This window comes from Streptomyces sp. NPDC002574, assembly GCF_042889545.1.
GTDB lineage: Bacteria > Actinomycetota > Actinomycetes > Streptomycetales > Streptomycetaceae > Actinacidiphila.
This window is the reverse complement of sequence record NZ_JBIARB010000004.1, coordinates 581,071-604,098: the sequence shown is the minus strand read 5'-3', so window position 1 is coordinate 604,098 and position 23,028 is coordinate 581,071. Positions and strand designations below refer to the sequence as shown.

18 protein-coding genes are annotated in these 23,028 nt (G+C 74.5%); 10 read left to right on the top strand and 8 right to left on the bottom strand.

Translation table 11 applies throughout. The features are described 5' to 3' along the window. Nucleotides 1-48 precede the first annotated feature (48 nt). Genes ACFYXS_RS12465 through ACFYXS_RS12455 form a run of 3 tightly spaced genes read right to left on the bottom strand, consistent with a single transcriptional unit; the run spans nt 49 to nt 3,681 of the window. Nucleotides 49-1,116 carry an ABC transporter permease gene (locus ACFYXS_RS12465; RefSeq protein ID WP_389246838.1) on the bottom strand — a complete coding sequence of 356 codons (1,068 nt, stop codon included), beginning with the start codon at nt 1,114-1,116 and terminating at the stop codon, nt 49-51. After that, nucleotides 1,109-2,164, bottom strand: coding sequence for an ABC transporter permease (locus ACFYXS_RS12460; protein WP_389246836.1), 1,056 nt, complete (start codon nt 2,162-2,164; stop codon nt 1,109-1,111). The genes ACFYXS_RS12465 and ACFYXS_RS12460 overlap by 8 nt, the downstream gene beginning before the upstream one ends. Beyond that, on the bottom strand, nt 2,161-3,681 hold the full coding sequence (locus ACFYXS_RS12455) for a sugar ABC transporter ATP-binding protein (RefSeq protein ID WP_389246834.1): 1,521 nt from the start codon (nt 3,679-3,681) through the stop codon (nt 2,161-2,163). Before ACFYXS_RS12455 ends, ACFYXS_RS12460 begins: the two co-directional genes overlap by 4 nt. Before the next feature lie 291 nt (nt 3,682-3,972). Here ACFYXS_RS12455 and rhaI point away from each other — a divergent pair, with 291 nt between their 5' ends. The 3 genes from rhaI to ACFYXS_RS12440 all read left to right on the top strand — a co-directional run bounded on the left by rhaI (nt 3,973) and on the right by ACFYXS_RS12440 (nt 8,830). Next, the gene (rhaI, locus tag ACFYXS_RS12450; RefSeq protein ID WP_389246832.1) at nt 3,973-5,139 is read left to right on the top strand and encodes an L-rhamnose isomerase; all 1,167 of its coding nucleotides are present in this window, start codon (nt 3,973-3,975) and stop codon (nt 5,137-5,139) included. Between the two features lie 42 nt (nt 5,140-5,181). Then, nucleotides 5,182-7,227 (top strand): bifunctional aldolase/short-chain dehydrogenase, encoded by a 2,046-nt coding sequence (locus ACFYXS_RS12445; RefSeq protein WP_389246830.1) that lies wholly within the window; start codon nt 5,182-5,184, stop codon nt 7,225-7,227. 97 nt (nt 7,228-7,324) lie between these two features. After that, a complete protein-coding gene (locus tag ACFYXS_RS12440; protein ID WP_389246828.1) occupies nt 7,325-8,830 on the top strand; it encodes a rhamnulokinase family protein in 1,506 nt (501 codons plus the stop codon). Between the two features lie 7 nt (nt 8,831-8,837). On the opposite strand, the gene ACFYXS_RS12435 is transcribed toward ACFYXS_RS12440, so the two are convergent. Beyond that, nucleotides 8,838-9,248 (bottom strand): hypothetical protein, encoded by a 411-nt coding sequence (locus tag ACFYXS_RS12435; RefSeq protein ID WP_389246825.1) that lies wholly within the window; start codon nt 9,246-9,248, stop codon nt 8,838-8,840. Nucleotides 9,249-9,322: 74 nt separating this feature from the next. Here ACFYXS_RS12435 and ACFYXS_RS12430 point away from each other — a divergent pair, with 74 nt between their 5' ends. Further along, nucleotides 9,323-10,558, top strand: a complete 1,236-nt coding sequence (locus ACFYXS_RS12430) for an MFS transporter (RefSeq protein ID WP_389246823.1) — start codon at nt 9,323-9,325, stop codon at nt 10,556-10,558. Between the two features lie 19 nt (nt 10,559-10,577). On the opposite strand, the gene ACFYXS_RS12425 is transcribed toward ACFYXS_RS12430, so the two are convergent. Continuing rightward, nucleotides 10,578-11,552, bottom strand: a complete 975-nt coding sequence (locus ACFYXS_RS12425) for a helix-turn-helix transcriptional regulator (protein ID WP_389246821.1) — start codon at nt 11,550-11,552, stop codon at nt 10,578-10,580. Between the two features lie 129 nt (nt 11,553-11,681). On the opposite strand from ACFYXS_RS12425, the gene ACFYXS_RS12420 reads away from it, so the two are divergent. The 3 genes from ACFYXS_RS12420 (at nt 11,682) to ACFYXS_RS12410 (ending at nt 16,292) form a co-directional block, all read left to right on the top strand. Further along, nucleotides 11,682-14,045, top strand: coding sequence for a SpoIIE family protein phosphatase (locus ACFYXS_RS12420; protein ID WP_389246819.1), 2,364 nt, complete (start codon nt 11,682-11,684; stop codon nt 14,043-14,045). Nucleotides 14,046-14,126: 81 nt separating this feature from the next. Then, the gene (locus ACFYXS_RS12415; RefSeq protein ID WP_389246817.1) at nt 14,127-15,227 is read left to right on the top strand and encodes a calcium:proton antiporter; all 1,101 of its coding nucleotides are present in this window, start codon (nt 14,127-14,129) and stop codon (nt 15,225-15,227) included. A gap of 57 nt (nt 15,228-15,284) precedes the next feature. After that, entirely contained in the window at nt 15,285-16,292 is a 1,008-nt protein-coding gene (locus tag ACFYXS_RS12410; RefSeq protein ID WP_389246815.1) for a magnesium and cobalt transport protein CorA, read from the top strand. An 8-nt stretch (nt 16,293-16,300) separates the two neighbouring features. Here the strand turns inward: ACFYXS_RS12410 and ACFYXS_RS12405 are convergent, their stop codons facing one another. Both ACFYXS_RS12405 and ACFYXS_RS12400 read right to left on the bottom strand, forming a co-directional pair. Then, a complete protein-coding gene (locus ACFYXS_RS12405) occupies nt 16,301-16,735 on the bottom strand; it encodes a hypothetical protein (protein WP_389246813.1) in 435 nt (144 codons plus the stop codon). Nucleotides 16,736-16,982: 247 nt separating this feature from the next. Further along, nucleotides 16,983-19,232: a phage holin family protein gene (locus tag ACFYXS_RS12400; RefSeq protein WP_389246811.1), complete on the bottom strand. Its 2,250-nt coding sequence runs from the start codon at nt 19,230-19,232 to the stop codon at nt 16,983-16,985. Between the two features lie 130 nt (nt 19,233-19,362). Here ACFYXS_RS12400 and ACFYXS_RS12395 point away from each other — a divergent pair, with 130 nt between their 5' ends. Together ACFYXS_RS12395 and ACFYXS_RS12390 are read left to right on the top strand one after the other, a co-directional pair. Then, nucleotides 19,363-20,145 carry an MBL fold metallo-hydrolase gene (locus ACFYXS_RS12395; RefSeq protein WP_389246809.1) on the top strand — a complete coding sequence of 261 codons (783 nt, stop codon included), beginning with the start codon at nt 19,363-19,365 and terminating at the stop codon, nt 20,143-20,145. Further along, a complete protein-coding gene (locus ACFYXS_RS12390; protein WP_389246807.1) occupies nt 20,142-20,807 on the top strand; it encodes a DedA family protein in 666 nt (221 codons plus the stop codon). The genes ACFYXS_RS12395 and ACFYXS_RS12390 overlap by 4 nt, the downstream gene beginning before the upstream one ends. 556 nt (nt 20,808-21,363) lie before the next feature. On the opposite strand, the gene ACFYXS_RS12385 is transcribed toward ACFYXS_RS12390, so the two are convergent. Continuing rightward, nucleotides 21,364-22,599, bottom strand: coding sequence for an aminotransferase class I/II-fold pyridoxal phosphate-dependent enzyme (locus ACFYXS_RS12385; protein WP_389246805.1), 1,236 nt, complete (start codon nt 22,597-22,599; stop codon nt 21,364-21,366). A gap of 132 nt (nt 22,600-22,731) precedes the next feature. On the opposite strand from ACFYXS_RS12385, the gene ACFYXS_RS12380 reads away from it, so the two are divergent. Continuing rightward, complete coding sequence (locus ACFYXS_RS12380; RefSeq protein WP_389246803.1) at nt 22,732-22,893, top strand: hydrophobic protein; 162 nt, start codon at nt 22,732-22,734, stop codon at nt 22,891-22,893. The last annotated feature ends 135 nt before the right edge of the window (nt 22,894-23,028 follow it).

The following is a 23,028-nucleotide window of genomic DNA, read 5'->3' as shown; positions in this document are numbered from 1 at the left end:
GCGCTGGGGCGGCGGAGTGGGGTGCCCCAGACGTGCGGTGACGGGACGTCAGGACGAGGCGAGCACGGCCGGTGCCCGATCGGCGGCCCTCCTGCGGGCCCGGGACTGCGCGACCTGGCGGCCGATCCTCGGGGCGAGGACGGAGATCACCAGGAGCACGCCGGTGACGACGATCTGGGACTGCGCGGAGACGTTCAGCAGGCTCATGACGTTCTGGCCCGCGCCGAGCAGGAACACGCCGGCGATCGCGCCGCCGAGGGTGCCCTTGCCGCCGTCGAAGTCGATGCCGCCGAGCAGCACGCCCGCGATGACGGACAGTTCCAGGCCGGTGGCGTTGTCGTACCGGGCGCTGGCGTAGTGCAGCGCCCAGAAGACGCCGGTCAGCGAGGAGACCACACCGGTGGTGACGAACATGGCCAGCTTGGCCCGCTTGACCCGCACGCCCGCGAACCGGGCCGCCTCCTCCGAGGCGCCCACCGCGAACAGCGAGCGGCCGAAGGGCGTGGCGTGCAGGACGACGACGGCGATCAGCAGCAGGACGGCGAAGGGGATCGCCGCGTACGGGACGAAGGTCCCGTCGATCCGGCCGGAGCCGAAGTCGAGGTACTGCTGCGGGAAGTCGGTCACCGAGTCGGCGCCGAGCACGATCTGCGCGATGCCGCGGTAGGCGGCCAGGGTGCCGATGGTGACGGCCAGCGAGGGCAGCCCGAGGCGGGTCACGAGCAGGCCGTTGACCAGGCCGCACACCGCGCCGAGCAGCAGGCACAGCGGGATGATCGTCTCGATCGCCATGCCGCCGTTCCACGTCGCGCCCATGACCGCGCCGGACAGGCCCGCCGTCGAGCCGACGGACAGGTCGATCTCGCCGGAGACCACGAGCATGGTCATCGGCAGGGCGATGAGCGCGATCGGCAGGGTGTTGCCGATCAGGAAGGACACGTTCAGCGCGTTGCCGAAGTTGCCGACGAAGGAGAAGGAGCAGATCAGCAGCACGATGAGCAGCGCGCCCACCGCCGTGTCCCAGCGGACCGCGCCGCCCAGGCGGGATCCGTGGGCCGTGGCGGACAGGGCGGCCGGGACAGGGGCCGGGGCGGCGGCCTTGGTGGTCTCAGGCATGGTGGGCACTCCTCATCTGTGCGGCCCGCTTGCGGAGGACGCCCGCCACCCGCAGCGCCAGGATCCGGTCGACGGCGATGGCGAGCAGCAGCAGGACGCCGTCGATGGCCAGCACCCACACCGAGCTGACGCCGATGGACGGCAGGACGCTGTTGATGGAGGTCAGCAGCAGTGCGCCGAGCGCGGCGCCGTAGACGGTGCCGGAGCCGCCGGTGAAGGCGACGCCGCCGACCACGACGGCGCTGACGACGGTGAGTTCGTAGCCGTTGCCCGTGCCGGAGTCGACATTGCCGAACCGGGCGAGGTACAGCGCGCCGGCGAGTCCGGCGAGCGCCCCGCAGACCACGTACGCGATCAGGATGCGCTTGCGCACCGGGACGCCCGCGAGCCGGGCGGCCTCCGGGCTGGAGCCGAGCGCGTACATGTCGCGCCCGCCCCGGTAGCTGCGCAGGTAGTAGCCGACCGCGACGAGGACGACCACGGTCAGCAGCGCCAGGTACGGGACCACCCACACGCCGTCGTGCCCGAAGTCGGTGAAACCGGCGGGCAGGTCGCCCGCGGTGATCTGGCGGGAGCCGACCCAGATGGAGTCGATGCCGCGGATGATGTAGAGGGTGCCCAGGGTCACCACCAGGGCGGGGACCTGACCGAGGCTCACCAGCAGGCCGTTCAGGGCACCGAAGAGCACGCCGAGCGCGACCGCGAGGAGCACGGCGACCAGCGGATTGCCGCCGTCGTGCAGGTAGCTGCCCGCGGCGAAGGCGGAGATGCCGAGGACGGATCCGACCGACAGGTCGACGTTGCGGGTGATCACCACCACGGCCTGGCCGATGGAGACGAGCACCAGGATCGTGGCGTTCAGCAGGAGGTCCTTGACGCCCTGCTGGGACAGGAACTGGGAGTTGTAGATCTGGGTCGCCGCGAGCATCACGACGAGCACGCCGAGCACGGCGAGCGCGCGGAGCCTCAGCACCCGGTCCAGGAAGCGCCGGGGCGCGGCCGGCGCGTCGTCCGCGACCGGCTGCACGGTGTCTGCGGTCACGGTCACGCCGCCCTCCTCGCGCGGCCGGTGGCCGCCGCCATCACGGTCTCCTCGGTCGCCTCGGACCGGGGGATCTCGGCCGTCAGCCGGCCCTCGTGCATCACCAGGACGCGGTCGGCCATGCCGAGGATCTCCGGCAGGTCGGAGGAGATCATCAGGACGGCGACGCCCTCGCCGGCGAGCCGGGACAGCAGCCGGTGCACCTCCGCCTTGGTGCCGACGTCGATGCCGCGGGTGGGTTCGTCCACGATGAGCACCTGGGGCGCGGTGGCCAGCCACTTGGCCAGCACGACCTTCTGCTGGTTGCCGCCGGACAGCGTGCCGACGACGTCGGCCAGGCGCGCGTACTTCACCTGGAGCCGCACCGCCCAGTCCACCGCGCGGCTGCGCTCGGCGCTGCGGCTCATCAGCCCGGCCCTCGACGTGGCGCCGAAGCCGGTGAGGCCGATGTTGCGCTCGATGGACATGTCCATCACCAGGCCCTGGGCCCGGCGGTCCTCGGGGACCAGGGCGAGCCCGGCGGCCATGGCCAGGCTCGGCGCCCCTGCGCGCAGCGCGCGGCCGTTGACGACGACCTCGCCCGCGTCCCTGCGGTCCACTCCGAAGACGGCGCGGGCGACCTCGCTGCGGCCGGCGCCGACCAGTCCGGCCAGGCCCACGATCTCGCCGCGGCGGACCTCGAAGGAGACGTCGGTGAAGACCCCCTCGCGGGTCAACCGCCGTACGCTCAGGGCGACCTCGCCGACCTCGGTGACCTGCTTGGGGTAGAGCTCGTCGAGGTCGCGGCCGACCATGCGGCGCACGAGGTCGTCCTCGGTCAGCCCGTCGACGGGCTCGCTGGCGATCCAGGCGCCGTCCCGCAGGGTCGTGACCCGCTGGCACAGCGCGAAGATCTCCTCCAGGCGGTGGGAGATGAAGAGCACGGCGGCGCCCTGCTCGCGCAGTGACTTGACGACACCGAAGAGCCGGGCGACCTCGCTGCCGGTGAGCGCGGCCGTCGGCTCGTCCATGATCAGGACGCGGGCGTCGAAGGAGAGCGCCTTGGCGATCTCGACCAACTGCTGGTCGGCGATGGACAGTCCGCGCGCGGGCTGATCGGGGTCGAGGTCGACGCCCAGGCGCTCGAAGAGCTCGGCCGCCGAGCGGCGCACCGCCCGGTGGTCGACACGGCCGAAGGAGCGGCGCGGCTGGCGGCCGACGAAGATGTTCTCCGCCACCGACAGGTCGGGGAAGAGCGTCGGTTCCTGGTAGATGACGGCGACCCCGGCGTCGCGGGCGTCCCCCGGGCCGTGGAACTCGACCGGCTCGCCGTCGAGCAGCACCGTGCCCGCGTCCGGCCGGTGCACTCCCGCGAGTGCCTTGATCAGTGTCGACTTTCCGGCGCCGTTCTCACCCGCGAGGGCGTGGGCCTCGCCGGCGTACAGCCGGAGCGAGACACCGCGCAGAGCGCGGACGGCACCGAAGGACTTGCTCACCCCCTCCAGCGCGAGCACCGGAGTCGTCTCCGGTTCGGGGTGCGTCATTGCGCCCTCCAGACATGAAATGTTTCAACGGAGTTGCCGGGAAGCTAGCTCTGCCCGTCGCGTGCGTCAAGAGTCGCCGCGGCCCATGGCTGACCTGCGTGCTCTCCAAACGCCCCGGTGAGGGCGTGAGCCGTGCCGCGCCATCAGCGACAACCTGATGGATGACACGATTCAATAACGGGCCGGCCGGTCCTGCGCACCCCTTGACGTCAACCCGAGGGCATGGATAGCTTCGCAGCGGAATGAATCGATTCACTGATGAAGCGATTCCCTGGACCCCAAGAGGTGACCATGCCTGACTTCGCTGCCGTCAAGGCCGCACTCGCTGCTCAGCGGATCGAGACGCCCTCGTGGGGCTACGGCAATTCCGGCACCCGGTTCAAGGTCTTCGCCCAGGCCGGCGTCCCCCGCGACCCGTACGAGAAGCTCGACGACGCCGCCAAGGTCCAGGAGTTCACCGGTGTCGCCCCCGTCGTCGCCCTGCACATCCCGTGGGACAGGGTCGACGACTACGCCGCCCTCGGCCGCCACGCCGCCGACCGCGGACTGCAGCTCGGCGCGATCAACTCCAACGTCTTCCAGGACGACGACTACAAGCTCGGCAGCGTCTGCCACCCCGACCCCAAGGTCCGCCGCAAGGCCGTCGGCCACCTGCTGGAGTGCGTCGACATCATGGACGCCACCGGCTCCCTCGACCTCAAGCTGTGGTTCTCCGACGGCACCAACTACCCCGGCCAGGACGACATCGTGGGCCGTCAGGACCGGCTGGCCGAGGCGCTGTCGGAGGTGTACGCGCGGCTCGGCGAGGACCAGCGGATGCTGGTGGAGTACAAGCTCTTCGAGCCCGCCTTCTACACCACCGACGTCCCCGACTGGGGCACCGCGTACGCCCACTGCCTCACGCTCGGGCCCAAGGCGCAGGTCGTCGTCGACACCGGGCACCACGCGCCCGGCACCAACATCGAGTTCATCGTCGCCTTCCTGCTGCGCGAGAAGAAGCTGGGCGGCTTCGACTTCAACTCCCGCTTCTACGCCGACGACGACCTGATGGTGGGCGCCGCCGACCCCTTCCAGCTCTTCCGGATCCTGCACGAGGTGGCAAAGAACGGCGGCTTCGCGCCGGAGACCGGTGTCGCCTTCATGCTCGACCAGTGCCACAACATCGAGGCCAAGATCCCCGCGGTCATCCGCTCGGTGATGAACGTCCAGGAGGCCACCGCCAAGGCGCTGCTGGTCGACCTCGACGCGCTGCTCGCCGCCCAGCAATCCGGCGACGTGCTGGCCGCCAACGCCGTGCTCATGGACGCCTACAACACCGACGTGCGACCGCTGCTGCGCGAGGTGCGCGAGGAGCAGGGCCTGGCACCCGACCCGGTCGCCGCCTACCACGCCTCCGGATGGCAGAAGCACATCGTCGCCGACCGCGTCGGCGGCACCCAGGCCGGCTGGGGCGCGTAGTCCCCGTACGTTCCCGACCCCCACCTCCCGAAGGACACCCGCATGGCACCCGCCACCCACCCGGAAGTCGCCGCCCTCCTGGAGCGCGCCCACCGCCTGGGCGCCGACCCCCGCAACACCAATTACGCCGGCGGCAACGCCTCCGCCAAGGCCACCGAGACCGACCCCGTCACCGGCGGCCCCGTCGAGCTGATGTGGGTCAAGGGCTCCGGCGGCGACCTGGGCACGCTCACCGAGACCGGACTCGCCGTCCTGCGCCTGGACCGCTTGCGCGCGCTGAGCGCCGTGTACCCCGGGCCGGAGCGCGAGGACGAGATGGTCGCCGCGTTCGACTACTGCCTGCACGGCAAGGGCGGTGCCACGCCGTCCATCGACACGGCCATGCACGGCCTCGTCGACGCCGCCCACGTGGACCACCTGCACCCCGACTCCGGCATCGCGCTCGCCTGCGCCGCCGACGGCGAGAAGCTGACCCGGGACTGCTTCGGCGAGAGGGTCGCCTGGGTCCCGTGGCGCCGTCCCGGCTTCCAACTCGGCCTGGACATCGCCGCGATCAAGGAGGCGCACCCCGAGGCGGTCGGCGTCGTCCTCGGCGGCCACGGCATCACGGCCTGGGGCGCCACCTCGCAGGAGTGCGAGTCCAACGCCCTGTGGATCATCCGTACCGCGGAGGAGTACCTGGCCGCCCGCGGCAAGAAGGAGCCCTTCGGCGCGCCGCTGCCGGGCTGGGAGCCGCTGCCGGAGGCGGAGCGCCGGGCCCGCGCCGCCGCCCTCGCCCCGGTGCTGCGCGCCGTCGCCTCCCAGGACCGGACCCAGGTCGGCCACTTCACCGACTCCGCGCCGGTGCTGGACTTCCTCGCGCGCGCCGAGCACCCCCGCCTCGCGGCGCTCGGCACCTCCTGCCCCGACCACTTCCTGCGCACCAAGGTCCGCCCCCTGGTCCTCGACCTGCCGCCCACGGCCCCGCTGGAGGAGGCCGTGGCGCGCCTGGAGGAACTGCACGCGGCCTACCGGGCCGAGTACCAGGCCTACTACGACCGGCACGCCGCCCCCGACTCCCCCGCGATCCGCGGCGCCGACCCGGCGATCGTGCTCGTCCCGGGCGTCGGCATGTTCAGCTACGGCAAGGACAAGCAGACCGCGCGCGTCGCGGGCGAGTTCTACGTCAACGCGATCAACGTGATGCGCGGCGCCGAGGCGGTCTCCACGTACGCGCCGATCCCCGAGTCGGAGAAGTTCCGCATCGAGTACTGGGCCCTGGAGGAGGCCAAGCTCCAGCGCATGCCGAAGCCCAAGCCGCTGGCCGGACGCATCGCGCTGGTGACGGGCGCCGGTTCGGGCATCGGCAAGGCCATCGCCCGCCGGCTGGCCGCCGAGGGCGCCTGCGTCGTGGTCGCGGACCTGAACGGGCAGGGCGCGGCGGCCGTCGCGGCGGAACTGGGCGGCCCCGACAAGGCGGTGGCCGTCACCGTGGACGTGACGGAGGAGGAGCAGATCACCGCGGCCTTCGACGAGGCGCTGCTGGCCTTCGGCGGGGTGGACCTGGTGGTCAACAACGCGGGCATCTCCATCTCCAAGCCCCTGCTGGAGACCACCGCCCGGGACTGGGACCTCCAGCACGACATCATGGCCCGCGGCTCCTTCCTCGTCTCCCGCGAGGCGGCCCGGGTCATGGCGCGGCAGAGGCTCGGCGGCGACATCGTCTACATCGCGTCCAAGAACGCGGTGTTCGCCGGCCCCAACAACATCGCCTACTCCGCCACCAAGGCCGACCAGGCCCACCAGGTCCGGCTGCTGGCGGCCGAACTCGGCGAGCACGGCATCCGCGTCAACGGCGTCAACCCCGACGGCGTGGTCCGCGGCTCCGGCATCTTCTCCTCGGGCTGGGGAGCGCAGCGCGCGGCGACGTACGGCGTGCCGGAGGAGAAGCTCGGCGAGTTCTACGCCCAGCGCACCATCCTGAAGCGGGAAGTGCTCCCGGAGCACGTCGCAGGCGCGGTCTTCGCCCTCACCGGCGGCGACCTCACCCACACCACGGGTCTGCACGTCCCGGTCGACGCCGGAGTCGCGGCGGCCTTCCTGCGCTGACCCGTCCACAGCGGGGAGCCGGGTTCCGCGGACGCACCCGCGGAACCCGGATCCCGTCCGACTCCCCCACCACCACCGACCCTTCGAGGACCTCCACGTGCCATTCGCCGCCATCGACCTCGGTGCCACCAGCGGCCGCGTCATCCTCGGCCGGGTCGCGCGGGACGCCCTCTCCCTCACCGAGGTGCACCGGTTCGCCAACACGCCGGTGCGCCTGCCCGGCGGACTGCACTGGGACGCGCTCGCCCTCTTCCACGGCGCGCTGGACGGTCTGCGCCGGGCCGGCGCGCAGTCGGACGGCATCACCTCGGTCGGCATCGACACCTGGGCCGTCGACTACGGCCTGCTCGACGCGGACGGCGCCCTGCTGGGCAACCCGTACCACTACCGTGACACCCGCACCGACGCCGTCGCCGAACGCGTCCGGGAGGAGATCGGTGCGGAGCGGCTGTACCGCCTCACCGGGCTGCAGCACCTGCCCTTCAACACCGTCTACCAGCTCGCCGCCGCCTCCGGCACCGCTCAATTGGACGCCGCCCGCACCCTGTTGCTCATCCCCGACCTGCTGACGCACTGGCTGACCGGCACGATCGGCGCCGAGGAGACCAACGCCTCCACCACCGGTCTGTTCGACGCCCGCGCCGGGGGCTGGTCGGCGGAGCTCGCCGAGCGGATCGGCCTCGCGCCCGGGCTGCTGCCGCCCCTGCGCGCGCCGGGCGACCTCGCGGGCACGCTGCTCCCCCACGTCGCCGCCACCACCGGGCTGCCCGAGGCGACGGCGGTGGTCGCCGTCGCCTCGCACGACACCGCGTCGGCGGTTGCCGCCGTGCCGGCGACGGAGCCCGGCTTCGCCTACATCTCGTGCGGCACCTGGTCGCTGGCCGGCCTGGAACTGGACGCGCCCGTGCTCTCCGAGGCCTCCCGCGCAGCCAACTTCACCAACGAGCGCGGGGCCGACGGCACGATCCGCTATCTGCGCAACATCATGGGCATGTGGCTGCTGGAGGAGTGCCGCCGCACCTGGGCCCGGCAGTGGGCCGACCCGCCCTCCCTGGACGCCCTGCTCGAACAGGCCGCCGCCGCACGGCCGTTCGCCGCCCTCCTCGATCCCGACGACCCCGCCTTCCTGCCACCGGGCGACATGCCCGCCCGCATCCGGGACTTCTGCCTCCGCACCGGCCAGCGGCCGCCCGAGAGCCCCGGCGCCGTCGTCCGCTGCATCCTGGAGAGCCTGGCCCTCGCCCACCGCCGCACGCTGCGTCAAGCGGCCGTGCTCGCGGACCGCGAGATCACCCACGTCCACCTGGTCGGCGGCGGCTCCCGCAACGAATTGCTGTGCCGGCTCACCGCCGACGCCACGGGCCTGCCGGTCGTCGCGGGCCCCGCCGAGGCCACAGCCCTGGGCAACATCCTCGTCCAGGCCCGCGCCCGCGGCCTCGTCGGCGACGGCCTCCCGGCCATGCGCGCCCTCGTCGCCGCCACCCAGCCGCTGCGCCGCCACGAACCGGACGGCGACCGTGCGGCCTGGGACGCGGCCGAGGCGAGGGTGGAGCAATTCGCCGCGGCACGAACGAGCCGGGTGTCCCGCCCCGACGAGGCCTGAGTCCCCGTCACGGGCCCTCGGGGCCCGCGTTCCCCGCCCGCACGGCGGCGGCCGCCGCCAGCAGGGACCAGCCGTCGACCTCGATCGGCCCCCGCTCGTCCGGCTGCCACCCGCGGGCCAGTGCCACGTCGAGCAACGCCCGGACGGCGCCGGGTTCGTGCAGGTTCAGGCCCGGACCCCGGATGATGCCGACGTCCCCGGAGCCGAGGGGTGCCCCGCTCACGTATCGGCCGGGGCCCTCGGCGAAGACGATGCGCAGCGGGCCGCCGGAACCGGCCGGCTGCGGGGACAGGGTGAGGGTGTGACGGCAGTCCACGGCGCGGCCGTCGGGGTCACTTCGGTGGCTGTGACGCATCGACCACAGGTACACGCGTCCGTCGGCGACCAGTCGGCGCGGCTTCTTCGCATGGCGAGGCACGCACCGAGGGTACGCGGCACGTCCCGCCTCTCACTGACAGAAGATGTCAGTGACCGTCCGCACCATCAGTGGACGTGACCACCCACCGTACGCACGCCCTGCTGCTGCCCGCCGTCTTCATCACCTCGCTCGGCAACAACATCCAGCTGATCGCCGCCGCGCTGCTCATCGTGCGGGCCCAGGGCTCGGTGCTGGACGTGGGATGGCTCTTCATCGCCGTCGCCGTGCCGCAGGCGGTGCTCTCCCCGCTGTTCGGGCGGCTCGCCGACCGCTTCGACCGGCGGACGCTCTGGGTGACCTGCGACGCGCTGGCCGCGCTCGCCGCGCTCGCGATGCCGCTGGGGCTGGGGCTGGGCGGTCCGCGCAACGCGGTCGTCTACGGCAGCAACTTCGTGCTCGCGGTGATCGCGGCGCTGTTCGTGCCGGTCAGCGCCGCACTCGTCAAGGAACGTGTTCCCGCAGGGGAGTTGCGCCGGTTCAACGCGCACTACGAGATGGCACTGCAGAGCGGGATGCTGCTGTCGGCGACGGTCGGCGGCATCGCCCTGCAGTTCTTCGGGCCCACCCCGCTGTGCGTGTTCAACGGGATCACCTTCGCGGTCTCCGCGGTGCTCGTGCTGGCGACGGGGCAGGCCGGGCGGCGGGTCGTCGCCCCGGGGATCACGGCCGAGGCCCCGGCCCTGGCGGCGCCCGCCCGGTCGCCGCTGGGACCGGTGACCATGCTCTACGCGCAGGGCAGCGTGGTCGTCACCGTGTTCAACGCGCTCATGCCGGTCCTCGTCATCGCCGACCTGCACCGGGGCCCGGCCGTCGTGGGCATGGTCGACGCGCTCGGCGGCGCCGGCTTCCTGGTCGCGGCCGCCGCCTACCGGATCACCGGCGCGCGCCTAGGCGACCTGCGGCTGGCGCTGGCCGGCTTCCTGCTCTGCAACGTCCTGTTCGCGGTCCAGCCGCGATTCGGCGTGCCCGGGCTGCTCCTGCTCGTACCGCTCGGCGCGTTCCTCTTCGGGCAGGCCCGCATCGCGTCCCGCACGCTGCTCATGGCCTCGGTGGACGAGCACCGCGTGGGCCGCGCCTTCGGCGTCGCGAACGGCTGGGGACTCGCCGCGACCGTCGTCGTCATGCTGGCCACCGCCGCGGTCACCGCCCGCGCCGGAACCGCCGCCGGCTTCGCGGCCGTCGCCGCCGTCAGCGCCCTCGCCTCGCTCGCCTCCGCGGCCTGGCACTGCGCGGCCCGCCGCTCCGCCCACTCCCCCACGCCCCTGCCGACCCCCGCCGCCTCCGCCCCCGCGGACCGGCACCCGGCCTGAGCGGCCGGGCGCGGCCCGCTCAGCCGGCCCCGTACAGCGCCGCCAGGCCGCGCGCCGAGCCGACGAGCAGTTCGCGCAGCGGGAGCGGTTCGAGGACTTCGAGGTCGGGGCCGAGCCGGAGGAATTCGGTGTGGGCGTGGGACAGGGACTCGATCGGCACGAGGGCGCGGACCCAGCCGTCGACGTCGGGCTCGGCCCGTTCCGCGACCGCCCGCGCGACGGCGTGCGAGAGCAACTGGGGCAGGCGCTCCGCACCGCGCGGGGAGAGCCGGATCAGGGCCTCGCCCTGGTGGAGCCGGGCATGGAAATCAGCGAGGTAGGCACGCCAGTACGCCGCCAGGTCGAACCCGGTCTCGGCCTCGAAGGTCTCGCCGAGCACGGCGACGGCGAGGATCTGGTCGACGCGGTACGTGCGCAGGCCGCCGTCGCCGCGGGCGACGACGTACCAGCGGCCGGCCTTGAGGACCAGGCCGTACGGCTCCAGACGGCGCTCGGTCTCCTCGGGCTCGCGCCAGCGGCGGTAGCGCACCCGCACCGCCCGCCGGTTCCACACCGCGTCCGCGACGGCGGGCAGATGCGGGGTCTCCTCCCCGGGGCTGTACCAGCCGGGCGCGTCCAGGTGGAAGCGCTCCCGTATCCGCTCCGCCGGCTCCCGCAGCGCCGGCGGCAGGGCGGCGCTGAACTTCAGCCGGGCCGCCGCCGCGGCCTCGCCCAGTCCGAGCTGCGCGGCGGGGTCGGGCAGCGCGGCGAGGAACCACGCCTGCGTCTCCTCGGCGGTCAGCCCGGTCAGCCGGGTGCGGTAGCCGTCGACCAGCCGGTAACCGCCCTCGGGCCCCGCGTCCCCGTACAGGGGTATGCCGGCCTCGTGCAGCGACTGCACGTCGCGGTAGATCGTGCGGACGGACACCTCCAGCTCGTCGGCCAACTGCTGGGCGGTGCGCCGGCCGCGTGCCTGGAGGAGCAGGAGCAGGGAGACCAGCCGGCTGGCACGCATGGCAGCAGTATCGGTGCCGCCACTGACACCGCACCGGTCCCGGTCCCCCGGCGCCGACCGATTTGATGGCCCCCGGCGGAGCGCGCACTCTGGGGTTAGGACACTTCGACGGGTGTGTGATCGGCGACGATGAACGCGAGCGGCGGCCCCGGGGACCCGGCCGGCACGGCCGTGGTGGTGGTCGGTGCGCGGGGAGCGGTCACCGCCTGGAGCGAGGGGGCCCGCCTGCTGCTCGGCCACTCGTCCGCGGAGGCCGTCGGCCGGCCGGCGGCGGAGATCTTCGCCCCGGGGCCCTTGGTGCTCGACCGGGAGTGGCACGGCCAGACCGCCGTGCGCCATCGGGACGGGCAGCTGCTGGACCTGGAGATCCGGGTCAGCCCCGCCCTCGACGGCGACGCCGTACCGTGCGGCTGCGTGATCACCGCAGCCCCGGAGGCGGCCGACGACGCGATGGTGCGGTGGGCGTTCGAGCAGTCCTCGGTGTCGATGTCCCTGTACGACAGCGGCCTGCGGCACCGGCGGCTCAACCGGCTCGCGCTGGGGGACATGGGGGACGTTCCCGAGGAGACGCTGCGCGGCACCCTCTACCAGGAGATCGTCCCGGAGGAGGAGAGCAGGCGCGGCTACGGCGACCACCTGCGCCAGGTCGCCGAGACGGGGCGGGCCATGCACTACGAGTGCTACACCCGCGACCCGGCCTCGCTGCGCGACTACGCCTGGAACACCGACATGTGGCCGGTCCGCGACCCCCACGGGCGGGTCAGGGGGGTGGCGGTGGCGGCGTTCGACAGCACCGCCCAGTTCTGGGCGCGGCAGCGGCTCGCACTGCTCAACGAGGCGGGCGCCGCCATCGGCACCACCTTGGACGTGGTCCGGACCGCCGACGAACTGGCGGAACTGGCCGTGCCCCGGCTGGCCGACTTCGTGAGCGTGGACCTGCTGGACGCCGTTCTGCACGGCGAGGAGCCGCCGCCGGGCCCCGTCGACACCGCGGTGGTGCTGCGCCGGGTGGCGCACCGCTCGCGGACCGACGAGGCGGTCGCCGCGGTGGAGCTGGGCGAGGTGGACACCTATCCCGAGTTCTCCCCGCCCGCGCGCTGCCTGGCCGAGGGCCGCGCGGTGCTCAGCCAGGCCGGGCACGTCGACTTCTCGCTGTGGGTGGCGCACAACGCGCTGCGCGACGCCAAGGTGCGCCGGCACGGCCTCCACACGGTGATGGCGGTGCCCCTGATGGCCCGCGGGGTCACCTTGGGCGTGGCGCTCTTCGCCCGCGGCACCCGGCCGGAGGGCTTCATCGACGACGACATGACGCTCGCCGAGGAGCTGGCCGGGCGGGCCGCGGTCTGCGTCGACAACGCGCGCCGCTTCACCCGCGAGCACGGCACGGCCCTGGCGCTGCAGCGCAGCCTGCTGCCGCGGCGGCTCGGCGACCAGCCCGCGGTGGAGGTCGCGTCCCGCTATCTGCCGGCGGGCTCCCAGGCGGGGGTGGGGGGCGACTGGTTCGACGTCGTCCCGCTGTCCGGCACCCGGGTCGCGCTGGTCGTCGGCGACGTGGTCGGCCACGGCATCCACGCCTCGGCCACTATGGGCCGGCTCCGCACAGCGGTGCGGACCCTGGCCGACGTGGACCTGCCGCCCGACGAACTGCTCACCCACCTCGACGACCTCGTCGTCCATCTCAACTCGGAGGACGACGCCCGCGAGGAACGCGGCCAGGGGACCAGCACCGAGGTGGGCGCGACCTGCCTGTACGCGGTGTACGACCCCATCTCGCGGCGCTGCTCGATGGCCAGCGCCGGGCACCCGTCGCCGGTGCTGCGACTGCCCGACGGGACGGTGGAGGTCGTCCCGGTGTCCGCAGGCCCTCCGCTGGGCATCGGCGGCCTGCCCTTCGAGGCGACGGAACGGGAGCTGCCCGAGGGCAGTGTCCTGGCCCTCTACACCGACGGCCTGATCGACAGCCGGGACTTCGACCTGGACGCGGGCCTGGAACGGCTGCGCGGCGCGCTCGCGGCTCCCGCCCCCTCCATCGAGTCGGCCTGCGACACGATCCTGAAATCGCTCCCACCGGACCGGCCCGTCGACGACGTGGCGCTGCTGCTGGCCCGCACCCGCGCGCTGAACACCGCCCAGGTCGCCGTCTGGGACGTGCCGTCCGACCCCGCGAAGGTGGCCGAGACCCGGCAGGCCACCGCGGAACTGCTGCGCGACTGGGGCATGGAGGAGGCCGTGCCCGTCACCGAACTGGTGGTGAGCGAGCTGGTCACCAACGCCATCCGGCACGGGTCGCCGCCGGTCCAGCTGCGGGTCATCCGTGACCGTAACCTCATCTGCGAGGTCTCCGACGGCAGCAACACCGCCCCGCACCTGCGCCGCGCCCGCTCGGACGACGAGGGCGGCCGCGGTCTGCTGCTGGTCGCGCAGCTGACGCAGGCGTGGGGGACGCGGCAGGCCGCGACCGGCAAGACGATCTGGGCCGAGCAGGCGCTCTAGACCCGGCCCGGCGCGGGGGCTTTCAGGGCTCCCGGCCGCGTCCGCGTCGCGCCCGGTCTGACGAGGTGTCAGACTCGGCCCATGATCGCCCGTTCCCGTATGGCCGTCCTGCGCTGGACGGTCGTCGTGCCGGTGCTCTCGGTCGTGGTGCTGGCTCTCACCTGGGGCCGGTCGCTGCCGGTGGCGGTGGTCGTCGTGGTGGCCCTCTTCCTGGCGACGGCGGTGCTCGCGGCCGTGCACCACGCGGAGGTGGTGGCGCACCGGGTGGGGGAACCGTTCGGCTCACTGGTGCTGGCGGTGTCGGTGACGGTCATCGAGGTGGCGCTGATCCTCACGCTGACGGCGGACGGCGGCCCGAAGAGCGCGGGGCTCGCCCGGGACACCGTCTTCGCGGCGGTGATGATCACCTGCAACGGCATCCTGGGGCTGTGCCTGCTGGTGGGGGCGCTGCGCCGCCGGGTCGCGGTCTTCCATCCCGAGGGCACCGGGGCGGCCCTGGGGTCGGTGGCGACCGTGGCGACGCTCAGCCTCGTCCTGCCGACCTTCACCACCAGCGCGCCGGGCCCGCGGTTCTCCACCACCCAGCTCGCCTTCGCCGCGCTGGCCTCGCTGGTGCTGTACGGGCTGTTCGTGGCCACCCAGACGGTGCGCCACCGCGACTACTTCCTGCCGGTGACCTCGACCGGCCGGGTCATCACGGACGACGAGCACTCCGAGCCGCCGACCACCCGGGCCGCGCTGTTCAGCCTGGCGCTGCTGGGCGTCGCCCTGATCGCGGTGGTGGGCCTGGCCAAGGTGGAGGCCCCGACGATCGAGCACGGCGTGGCGGTCGCCGGGCTGCCCTCCTCCTTCGTGGGCGTCGTCATCGCGCTGCTGGTGCTGCTGCCGGAGACGATCGCCGCGGTGCGCGCCGCCGCCCGGGACCGGGTGCAGACCAGCCTCAACCTGGCGCTCGGCTCCGCGATGGCGAGCATCGGGCTGACCATCCCGGCGGTGGCGGTGGCCTCGTTCTGGATGCCCGGCCCCCTGGTGCTGGGGCTCGGTGCCACGCACATGGTGCTGCTGGCGATCACGGTCGCCGTGGGGACGCTGACGGTGGTCCCGGGCCGGGCGACGCCGCTGCAGGGCGGACTGCACCTGGCGCTGCTGGCGGCCTACATCGTGCTGGCCATCAGTCCCTGACGCTCTTTTGACCCGGCCCGAGGGCATGAAGGAGCCGGGCCGAAGCAGGCGTGGGTGATGGAGTGCGTGGTGTACCAGGAGCGCTCGGGCAGCGCCGAGCGGGTGGAGTGCGAGGACTGCGGCGGGCAGGACGCGCCGGGCGAGGTGTGCGAGGCGGCGCTGAAGCGCCTGGCCGGTCTGGGCGACGGGGAGTTCGGCTGGGTGCACCTGGTCGATCCCGCGGAGGACGTGGTCGCGCGGCTCGCCGAACCCCTCGGGCTGCACTCCCTGGCGGCCGAGGACGCCGTCCAGGCGCATCAGCGTCCCAAGCAGGAGCGGTACGGCGACGTGCTCGCGGTGGCGCTGAAGACGCTGTGGTACCTGCCGGACGACGCAGCGGTCGAGACCGGCGAGATGATGCTGTTCCTCGGCCCGCGCTTCGTCCTGACGGTCCGCCACGGCTCGGCCGACCCGGCGGCCGAGGCCGCCCGCCGGCTCCGGGAGGACACCACGACGCTGCGCTTCGGCCCGCCCGCGGTGCTGCACGCGCTGCTCGACGTCGTGGTCGACGACTACGGCGACGCCGCGGAGAAGGTCCGCGACACGCTCAGTGCCCTGGAGCGCAGCGTCTTCTCCGCCGCGCGGGAGGACATCGCCGGGGAGATCTACTCCCTCAAGCGCGAGGTGCTGGAGTTCCGCGACGCGGTGCAGCCGCTGGCCCCGGTGGTCCGGTCCTTCGCCGGGCCGCTCGCGCGGTGGCCGCGGGAGGCGATGCCGTACTTCCGCGACGTCGACGACCATCTGCGCCGTACCGACAGCGAGATCCGCTCCCTGGACGAGCTGATGAACTCGGTGCTCGACGCCCACCTCGCGCGCGTCGGCACCTGGCAGAACGACGACATGCGCCGGATTTCGGCGTGGGCGGCGATCCTCGCCGTGCCGACGATGGTGGCCGGGGTGTACGGCATGAACTTCGCCCACATGCCGGAACTCGGCTGGTCCTTCGGCTACCCGTTGGCCGTGGGGGTGATGGCGGCCGGTGCGGGCCTGCTGTACCGGGCCTTCCGGCGCAACGGCTGGCTCTGAGCCGCCTCCTACAGCGAGTCCGCCACGACGCGGCCCGCCATCACGGCCTCCACGAAGGGACCGGGCGGCGCGTAGTGGTGGGTCAGGACGTAGTGGGCGACCATGTCCGGCGCGATCAGCCAGGTGTCCGCTCCGGTGTGGACCCGCACCTCGCCGTGGCCGACGAGGATGCGCTCGCGTCCCCGGGCCACCGTGACGGGGTGGGCCCGCCGGCCGCCCCCGAAGAAGCGGCGGCGGCACAGCCCGCAGCCGTGCCAGCCGCGGGTGATGGCGAAGCGGTGGTCACGGCAGAGCGCGAACAGCCGGTCGGCGAAGGCCTCGTCGGGCTCGGCGCGGGTGAAGGGATGGGCGGGGTCGAGCCATCCGACGGCGCGCGCGGACACGTCGGGCGGAATCGTTTCTGTGAAATAGCCGTACGAACTCAGGTCCTCGTAGTACGTCATGCCGCCCCTCCGCGGGCTCCGCGCCGCGCGCGGTACCGGTCAACCGCGGGCCAGCGTCCATCACGGAGGCCGCCCGGTCAATCACCCGTTCGCCCGGCGCGTCCCGCCCCCCGCGCGCGCACCGGCGCTCCGGCCAGCGGGAACGGGGCGCCCCGGTGGCCGGCGGCGTCACCGGCACCCGCGGCCCACGGGAAGGAGAACCCGAAAGAGATCATGGCCGGACGGATGTCCCGACCGGCCGGCCGGCTCAGCCGGTGATCCGCTCCGCGTCCGCGTCGGCGTCCGCGTCCTCGGCCCTCGCCGGGCGCGGCGACGGCAGGACGCCCTTGCGGCCCAGCCAGTCGCTGAACAGCCGGTGCACCGCCCGCGCGCCCACCAGCCGCTCGTCGGGGCCCGGCCCCTCCAGCTCGTAGGGGTGCAGCAGGAAGGCACGGCTCTGGTCGCCCCCCAGTCCGCCGTGCGAGCCGACCTGCTCCTCGAAGGCGTGCACCGCGTGCGTCACCGGGTCGCAGGTGGAGTTGACCATGATGTCCGCCGCGTGCGGGAAGGCGGCGGTGCGCCGCACGGCCGCGACCGCGTGCGGGCCGAAGGGCGCCAGCGGGTCGGGGTCGATGACACGGCCGCTGTCCAGCTCGTGCTCCCCGCCCCCGGGACCGAGCACCAGCGGCCCGCGCCCGGCGTCCTGGACCAGCACGAAGCCGATGCCCGGGTGCTCGGCGAGCGTCCGCAGCAGCGCGGGGTGGCGGGCCTCGATCCGCGCCCGGTCGGCGCGGCCGGGAAGGTCCGGGAAGGAGATCAGCCCGAGGTTGCCGGAGGCCAGCACCACCGGGTCCGAGGACGGCCCCGCGGTCGCGTGCTCCTCCTCGGTGTGCCGGTTCCACTCCGGGCGGTTCAGCGCCGCGCGCGCCGCGGCACGCGCCTCGGCACCGCTCACCGTCCGCCGGGCCCGGCGCCGCACCGGCAGCCCGCACCCGGCGCGGACCAGGTCCTTCAAGGTCAGTCCGTACGCGCTCTCGAAGGTCTCGCCGTGGCTCTGCCCGTGGTCGGACAGCAGCACCAGCCGGTAGGTGCGGGGGGCGTACCGCGAGGCGTCCGCGATCATCCGGACGACCCGGTCCAGGCGGCGCAGGACGCGCATGGCGTCCCGGCTGCGGGGGCCGGAGTGGTGGGCGACCTCGTCGTAGGCGACCAGATCCGCGTAGACGGCGGTGCGCCCGGCGAGCATGTCGCCGACCACCGCCGCCGCGGCGACATCGCGCTCCACGACCGTGGCGAAGGCCCGCAGGAAGGGGTAGAGCCCACCGCGCCGCACCCGGGGGCGGTCGCCCCGCAGCCGGGCGGCGGAGGACTCGCAGATCTCCCGCACCACTTCGGCCAGGAAGGAAGCGGCCGTGCGCACCGCGTTGGCGGGGTCGGAGAAGTACGCGAAGTAGCCGGTGCGCGAGCGGGTCTCGCGCACCCGCGCGGTCCGCGCCGCGGCGCCCGCCGTCTCCCGCCCCCGGACCCGGGAGACCCGGGCGGCCGAGGCGGCGAGGGTGCGGGCCATCGCCAGGCGGTCCGCGGAGAAGCGCCGCCGCCGGGTCGAGACCGACATGACCAGCGCCAGCTGTTCGGCGCCGCCGCTGAAGAGGTTGCCGCGGCTGGCGCCGTCGGGGGCGAGCAGACCGGGCCGGCCGGTGCGGGCGACCGCGCGCCGCTCCAGCTCGGCGGCGCACGACGGCCGGTTGCAGACCATCACCTGCGCCGTCTCCTTCTCGTACCAGCGGAAGGCCGGCACGTCCGCGTCGGAGCCGTGCAGGATCGCCAGCTGGCTCGCCCCTGTCTGGCTGCTCCAGTCCGTGATCCAGGGCACCAGACGGTGGCTGCTGTCCAGCCACCGCGCCACCGTCTCCATCGCGGGCGGCCTCGACCGCCCGCTCCTCGACGGCATCGGCCGCACGGCCTCGCGCAGCACGTCGTGCCCGACCCCGTCCAGCTGCACGAAGACGAAGCCCGGTTCCTGCTCCCCGCGCGGCGCGCCGCCGTCCGCGCCCCGCAGCCCGCGGCGGCGGCCGGCCAGCCGGGCGAGCCGGCGCCCGTACGCCGCGTCGTCGCGCATCGCGAGCGCCGTACTGGTGCCGGAGGACGCCGCCGACATCACGGCGGCGATGACCACGGCCGTCGCGGGACTGATGTCGCCCTGCCAGTCGGGGGTGAAACGGAAGGCGATCAGCAGCAGGGAGCCGTTGAGGAAGAAGACCAGCAGCCCGAGCACGAAGGCCGGCACCAGCAGCACCGCGCGCACCAGCACCGGCCAGACCAGGGCGCTGAGCAGACCGAACGCCCCCGCCGCGACGGCCGCCGTGATCGCGATCCGGGTCGGGCTGTCACCGCTCGGCGACTGGATGCGGAAGTCCGGCAGGATCCCGGCGAGCGCGGCCATCGTCGCCGTCGACACCGCCCAGACCAGCAGTACGCGGGCGATCGTGTACCCGGCGGCTCGCCACCGATGCAGCACCGCCCACCTCACCTCACGTCCGAACGGCATTCGACATCCCCAAGCGTGACACAGCCCCTCCGGCGCACCGCAGGCGCGCCGGAGCATAGGCTCGCGAGGAGGCGTGGCGCGGCGAGGCGAGGAGGCGGGCGTGGCGGTCGAGATCACCTGGTGGGGTCATGCGACGGTGACCGTGCGGGACTCCGGGGTGCGGGTGCTCACCGATCCGCTCTTCGTCTCCCGCCTCGCGCACCTGCGCAGGCGGCGCGGGGCCGTACCACCGCCCGGCGCGGCGCTGGCGGATGTGGCGCTCGTCTCCCACCTGCACGCGGACCACCTGCACACCGGGTCGCTGGCCCGGCTCGCCCGCGGCACGCGGGTCCTGGTGCCGCGCGGCGCCTCCGCCGCCGTGCCCCGCCTGCGGCGGCTCGCGACGGACCTGCGGCTGGACGTGACCGAGGTCGTCCCCGGCGACAAGGTGCAGGTGGGGGAACTGACCGTGCGCGTGGTGCCCGCGGCGCACGACGGACGGCGACTGCCCTACGGCCCGGAACGCTCGCCCGCGCTCGGCTACGTCCTGGAAGGCGAGGAGCGCACGTACTTCGCCGGGGACACCGGGCTCTTCGACGCCATGGCCGAGGAGGTCGGGCCCTGCGACGCCGCGCTGCTGCCGGTCGGCGGCTGGGGACCGTTCCTGGGCGACGGCCACCTGAACCCGGCGCGCGCCGCCCAGGCCCTGGTCCGGCTGGCGCCGCGCGCGGCCGTGCCGATCCACTACGGGACGTACTGGCCGATCGGCCTGGACGCCGTACGCCCCCACGAGTTCCACTCGCCCGGCGACGAGTTCGCCCGCCTGGCGGGGGACGTGGCACCGCAGGTGGCCGTGCACCGGCTGGACCACGGGGAGACCCTGCGGCTGGAGGCGGGCCGGTGAGCGGGCTCGGCGATCTGGTGCACCTGGCGGCCCAGCAGACCTCCACGGAATCCACCCGGCAGGCCGTGGGCTACCCCTCGCTCTTCCTGCTCGTCGTCCTGGGCTCCCTCGTGCCCGTCGTGCCGACCGGGGCCCTGGTCAGCGGCGCCGCCGTCGTCGCCTTCCACCAGACGGCGCCGTTCTCGCTGGCACTGGTCTTCGTCGTCGCAGCCGCTGCCGCCTTCCTGGGCGACATCGCCCTGTACTGGCTCGGCCACCGCGGCGTGCACTCGCGCGGCGGCTCCCGCTGGCTGCGACGGATCCAGGACCGCGCCGACCCCGGGCACCTGGCCGACGCCCAGCGCCGGCTGGACGAGCACGGGGTCGCCGTCCTCGTCCTGTCCCGGCTCGTCCCGGCGGGACGCATCCCCGTCATGCTCGCCTGCCTGCTCGCCGAGATGCCCCCGCGCCGCTTCGCCCGCGGCGACGTCCCCGCGTGCCTGGCCTGGGCGGCGGCCTACCAGCTCATCGGCATCCTCGGCGGCTCCCTCTTCCCCGAACCCTGGCAGGGCGTCGTCGTCGCCGTCGCCCTCACCTTCGCCGTCGCCGCCGCCCCCCAGCTCTGGCGCCGCCTGCGCCCCCACCCCGACACCGCCGACCCCCACGACGCCTCCGCCCACTGACCGCACGCCGCGGCGCGACCGTCGGGGCGGGAATCGTGCACGGCACGGCCTGCCGCGCCCACCCCCTGACCCAACGGTGTCCGGGGGCGACACGGCGGCGGCCGTGGCAACCCACGCGCGACGGATCGCCACCGGCACGGCCGGGCGGACGAACGGAGCGCGCCGGTACGGCAGTGCGTGCTCCGCACCGGAGACCCCGCGGCACGGCACCTCTCACCACTGCCCGGCCCGCGCAAGAGGGCGCGGAGACCGACGGCCGCCATGGCGGCCCACGCGCGACGGATCGCCACCGGCACGGCACCTCACCCCACAGCGCCGCGGGCGTGAGAGGGCGCGGCACCCTGGGCGAACGCCTCCGTGGCCACGTTGCAGGCCACCCGCCGGGAACGGACCCATCGGCGGCAGTGGCGGCCCACGCAAAGGCGACGCGGACCGCCGCCGAGCCGGGAACCAGCGGCGCAGCCTGCCTGCGCCCCGGCGCGGAACGGGCCGGTCGGTACCTGCGGCTCCATTCCCCGAAAGGCCCCCGCGCGAGCGGCCAGGTGCCCGGACCGCGTCAGGGGGCCGCCGTGGTGAGGGTCTCCAGGGCCGACGCGAGCGCGTCGACCGCGGCGGCCACATGGGGCAGGGCGAGAGGGGTGGGGGAGGCCAGGGCGGCGGCGCGCTGGGGGGTGTCGGTGCCGTGGAGCGGGCCGGTGTCGATGCGGACGCGGAGGGCGGCGGGGTCGTCGCCGAAGCGGTGGGCGCCGGGCGCGGGGTGGCCGAGACGTTCGGTGAGCACGGTTTCGAGGCTCGCGGCGTCGGTGACGCCGGCCCCGGTGAGTCCGGAGCGCAGCGGGCTGAAGTCGGCGTACAGGTGGAAGCCCGCCTCCGGGGGACGGGACAGGGCGCCGGCCCGGGCCACGAGGTCGTAGGCGGCCCCCGCCATGGCGCCGTGGAGTCGATTGGCCGCGGCCAGGTGCGCGCGGACCTCAGGGGGTTCGGACAGGGCGTGAGCGGCCGCGTCGGCGACCGGTCCCGGCAGCAGGGCGCGCAGGTCGGCGCAGCGCCGCAGGACGCCGGTCCGCAGGCTTGTGCCCTGCTCCGTGGCGGGGAAGCGGACGACGGCCGCGGGCCAGCCCGGCGGGGCGAGGGCCGCGCCGAGGTCGCTGATGACGATCGTCCGGGCGGGCAGCATCTCCGCCGGGGAGAGCAGCATCGTTTCGTGCGGCCGGTGCACCGTGTCGGCGTACGTCTCGTCGGAGACCAGCAGCAGGCCGGCCTCCTCCGCCGCCTCGCACACCTCGTGCAGCAGCTCGGGCGGGGTCACGGTGCCGCTGGGGTCGTCGGCCGCGGCCAGGACCACCACGCGCGGCTCCGCGCCGTCCTCGCGGGCCCGCCGCACGGCCTCCAGCAGCGTGAAGGGGTCGGGCGCGCCGCCGCCGACCGAGGGGGTCGGCACGGCCACCGGGCGGCGGCCCAGCAGCCGCACCAGCGGCACGTGCCAGGCGGCGGAGGGCCGGGCGACCACGACGTCGCCGCCGATCGCCGCGAGCAGGGCCAGCAGCAGCGGCTCCGCGCCCGGCCCGGCGGCGGTCTGCGCGGCGTCCGTCGGCAGCCCGCGGCGGTCCCAGTAGCCCGCGGCGGCGGCCCGGACGGCCGCGCCGCCGCCCGGCGGCTCGGCGGCCGAACGGCCCGGGAGGTCCGCGGCGATGCGCTCCGCCCAGTACGCGGGGACCGGCAGTCCGGGGTCGGGGCGGGCGGCGTACGGCGTGGCGCAGCCGGCCGGGGCGGGCGGGGACGTCCGCTGCATCCGTACCTCCGGTGGTGGGGTCGGGCCTTCGGTCACCCTCGCACGCGGCAGCGGCTCCGCGCCCCCTCGGCGCGCGAATCCCACTGCGTAGCCCCGGCAATTGAGGGCAACCGGATTCCAGGAGGTGTATCCATGGTCCCGCTTCTGCTCGTCCTGCTCCTCGCCCTGGTGCTCTTCGGGGCGGGTTTCGCCGTCAAGGTGCTCTGGTGGGTGGCCCTGGTCGTGCTGGTGCTGTGGCTGCTCGGTTTCGTGGCGCGCAGCGGTTCCGGCGGGTCACGCTGGTACCGGTGGTAGACACCGGTCCCCGGGAACGAACGTGGGGTGTGGGGGGGGCCGGCCCCGCCCGCCCCCCCCCCCCCCGGGGGGGGGTCCCGGCCCGCCCCGCCCCCCCCGCCCCCCGCCGGCCCCCGCCCCGACCCGCCCGCGCGG

Coding starts and splice junctions, on each gene's coding strand:
- ACFYXS_RS12410 (WP_389246815.1), top strand. CDS start 15,285: ATGGAGTGCGTGGTGTACCAGGAGCGCTCGGGCAGCGCCGAGCGGGTG.
- ACFYXS_RS12465 (WP_389246838.1), bottom strand. CDS start 1,116: ATGCCTGAGACCACCAAGGCCGCCGCCCCGGCCCCTGTCCCGGCCGCC.
- ACFYXS_RS12420 (WP_389246819.1), top strand. CDS start 11,682: ATGAACGCGAGCGGCGGCCCCGGGGACCCGGCCGGCACGGCCGTGGTG.
- ACFYXS_RS12425 (WP_389246821.1), bottom strand. CDS start 11,552: ATGCGTGCCAGCCGGCTGGTCTCCCTGCTCCTGCTCCTCCAGGCACGC.
- ACFYXS_RS12445 (WP_389246830.1), top strand. CDS start 5,182: ATGGCACCCGCCACCCACCCGGAAGTCGCCGCCCTCCTGGAGCGCGCC.
- ACFYXS_RS12455 (WP_389246834.1), bottom strand. CDS start 3,681: ATGACGCACCCCGAACCGGAGACGACTCCGGTGCTCGCGCTGGAGGGG.
- ACFYXS_RS12380 (WP_389246803.1), top strand. CDS start 22,732: ATGGTCCCGCTTCTGCTCGTCCTGCTCCTCGCCCTGGTGCTCTTCGGG.
- ACFYXS_RS12405 (WP_389246813.1), bottom strand. CDS start 16,735: ATGACGTACTACGAGGACCTGAGTTCGTACGGCTATTTCACAGAAACG.
- ACFYXS_RS12385 (WP_389246805.1), bottom strand. CDS start 22,599: ATGCAGCGGACGTCCCCGCCCGCCCCGGCCGGCTGCGCCACGCCGTAC.
- ACFYXS_RS12415 (WP_389246817.1), top strand. CDS start 14,127: ATGATCGCCCGTTCCCGTATGGCCGTCCTGCGCTGGACGGTCGTCGTG.
- rhaI (WP_389246832.1), top strand. CDS start 3,973: ATGCCTGACTTCGCTGCCGTCAAGGCCGCACTCGCTGCTCAGCGGATC.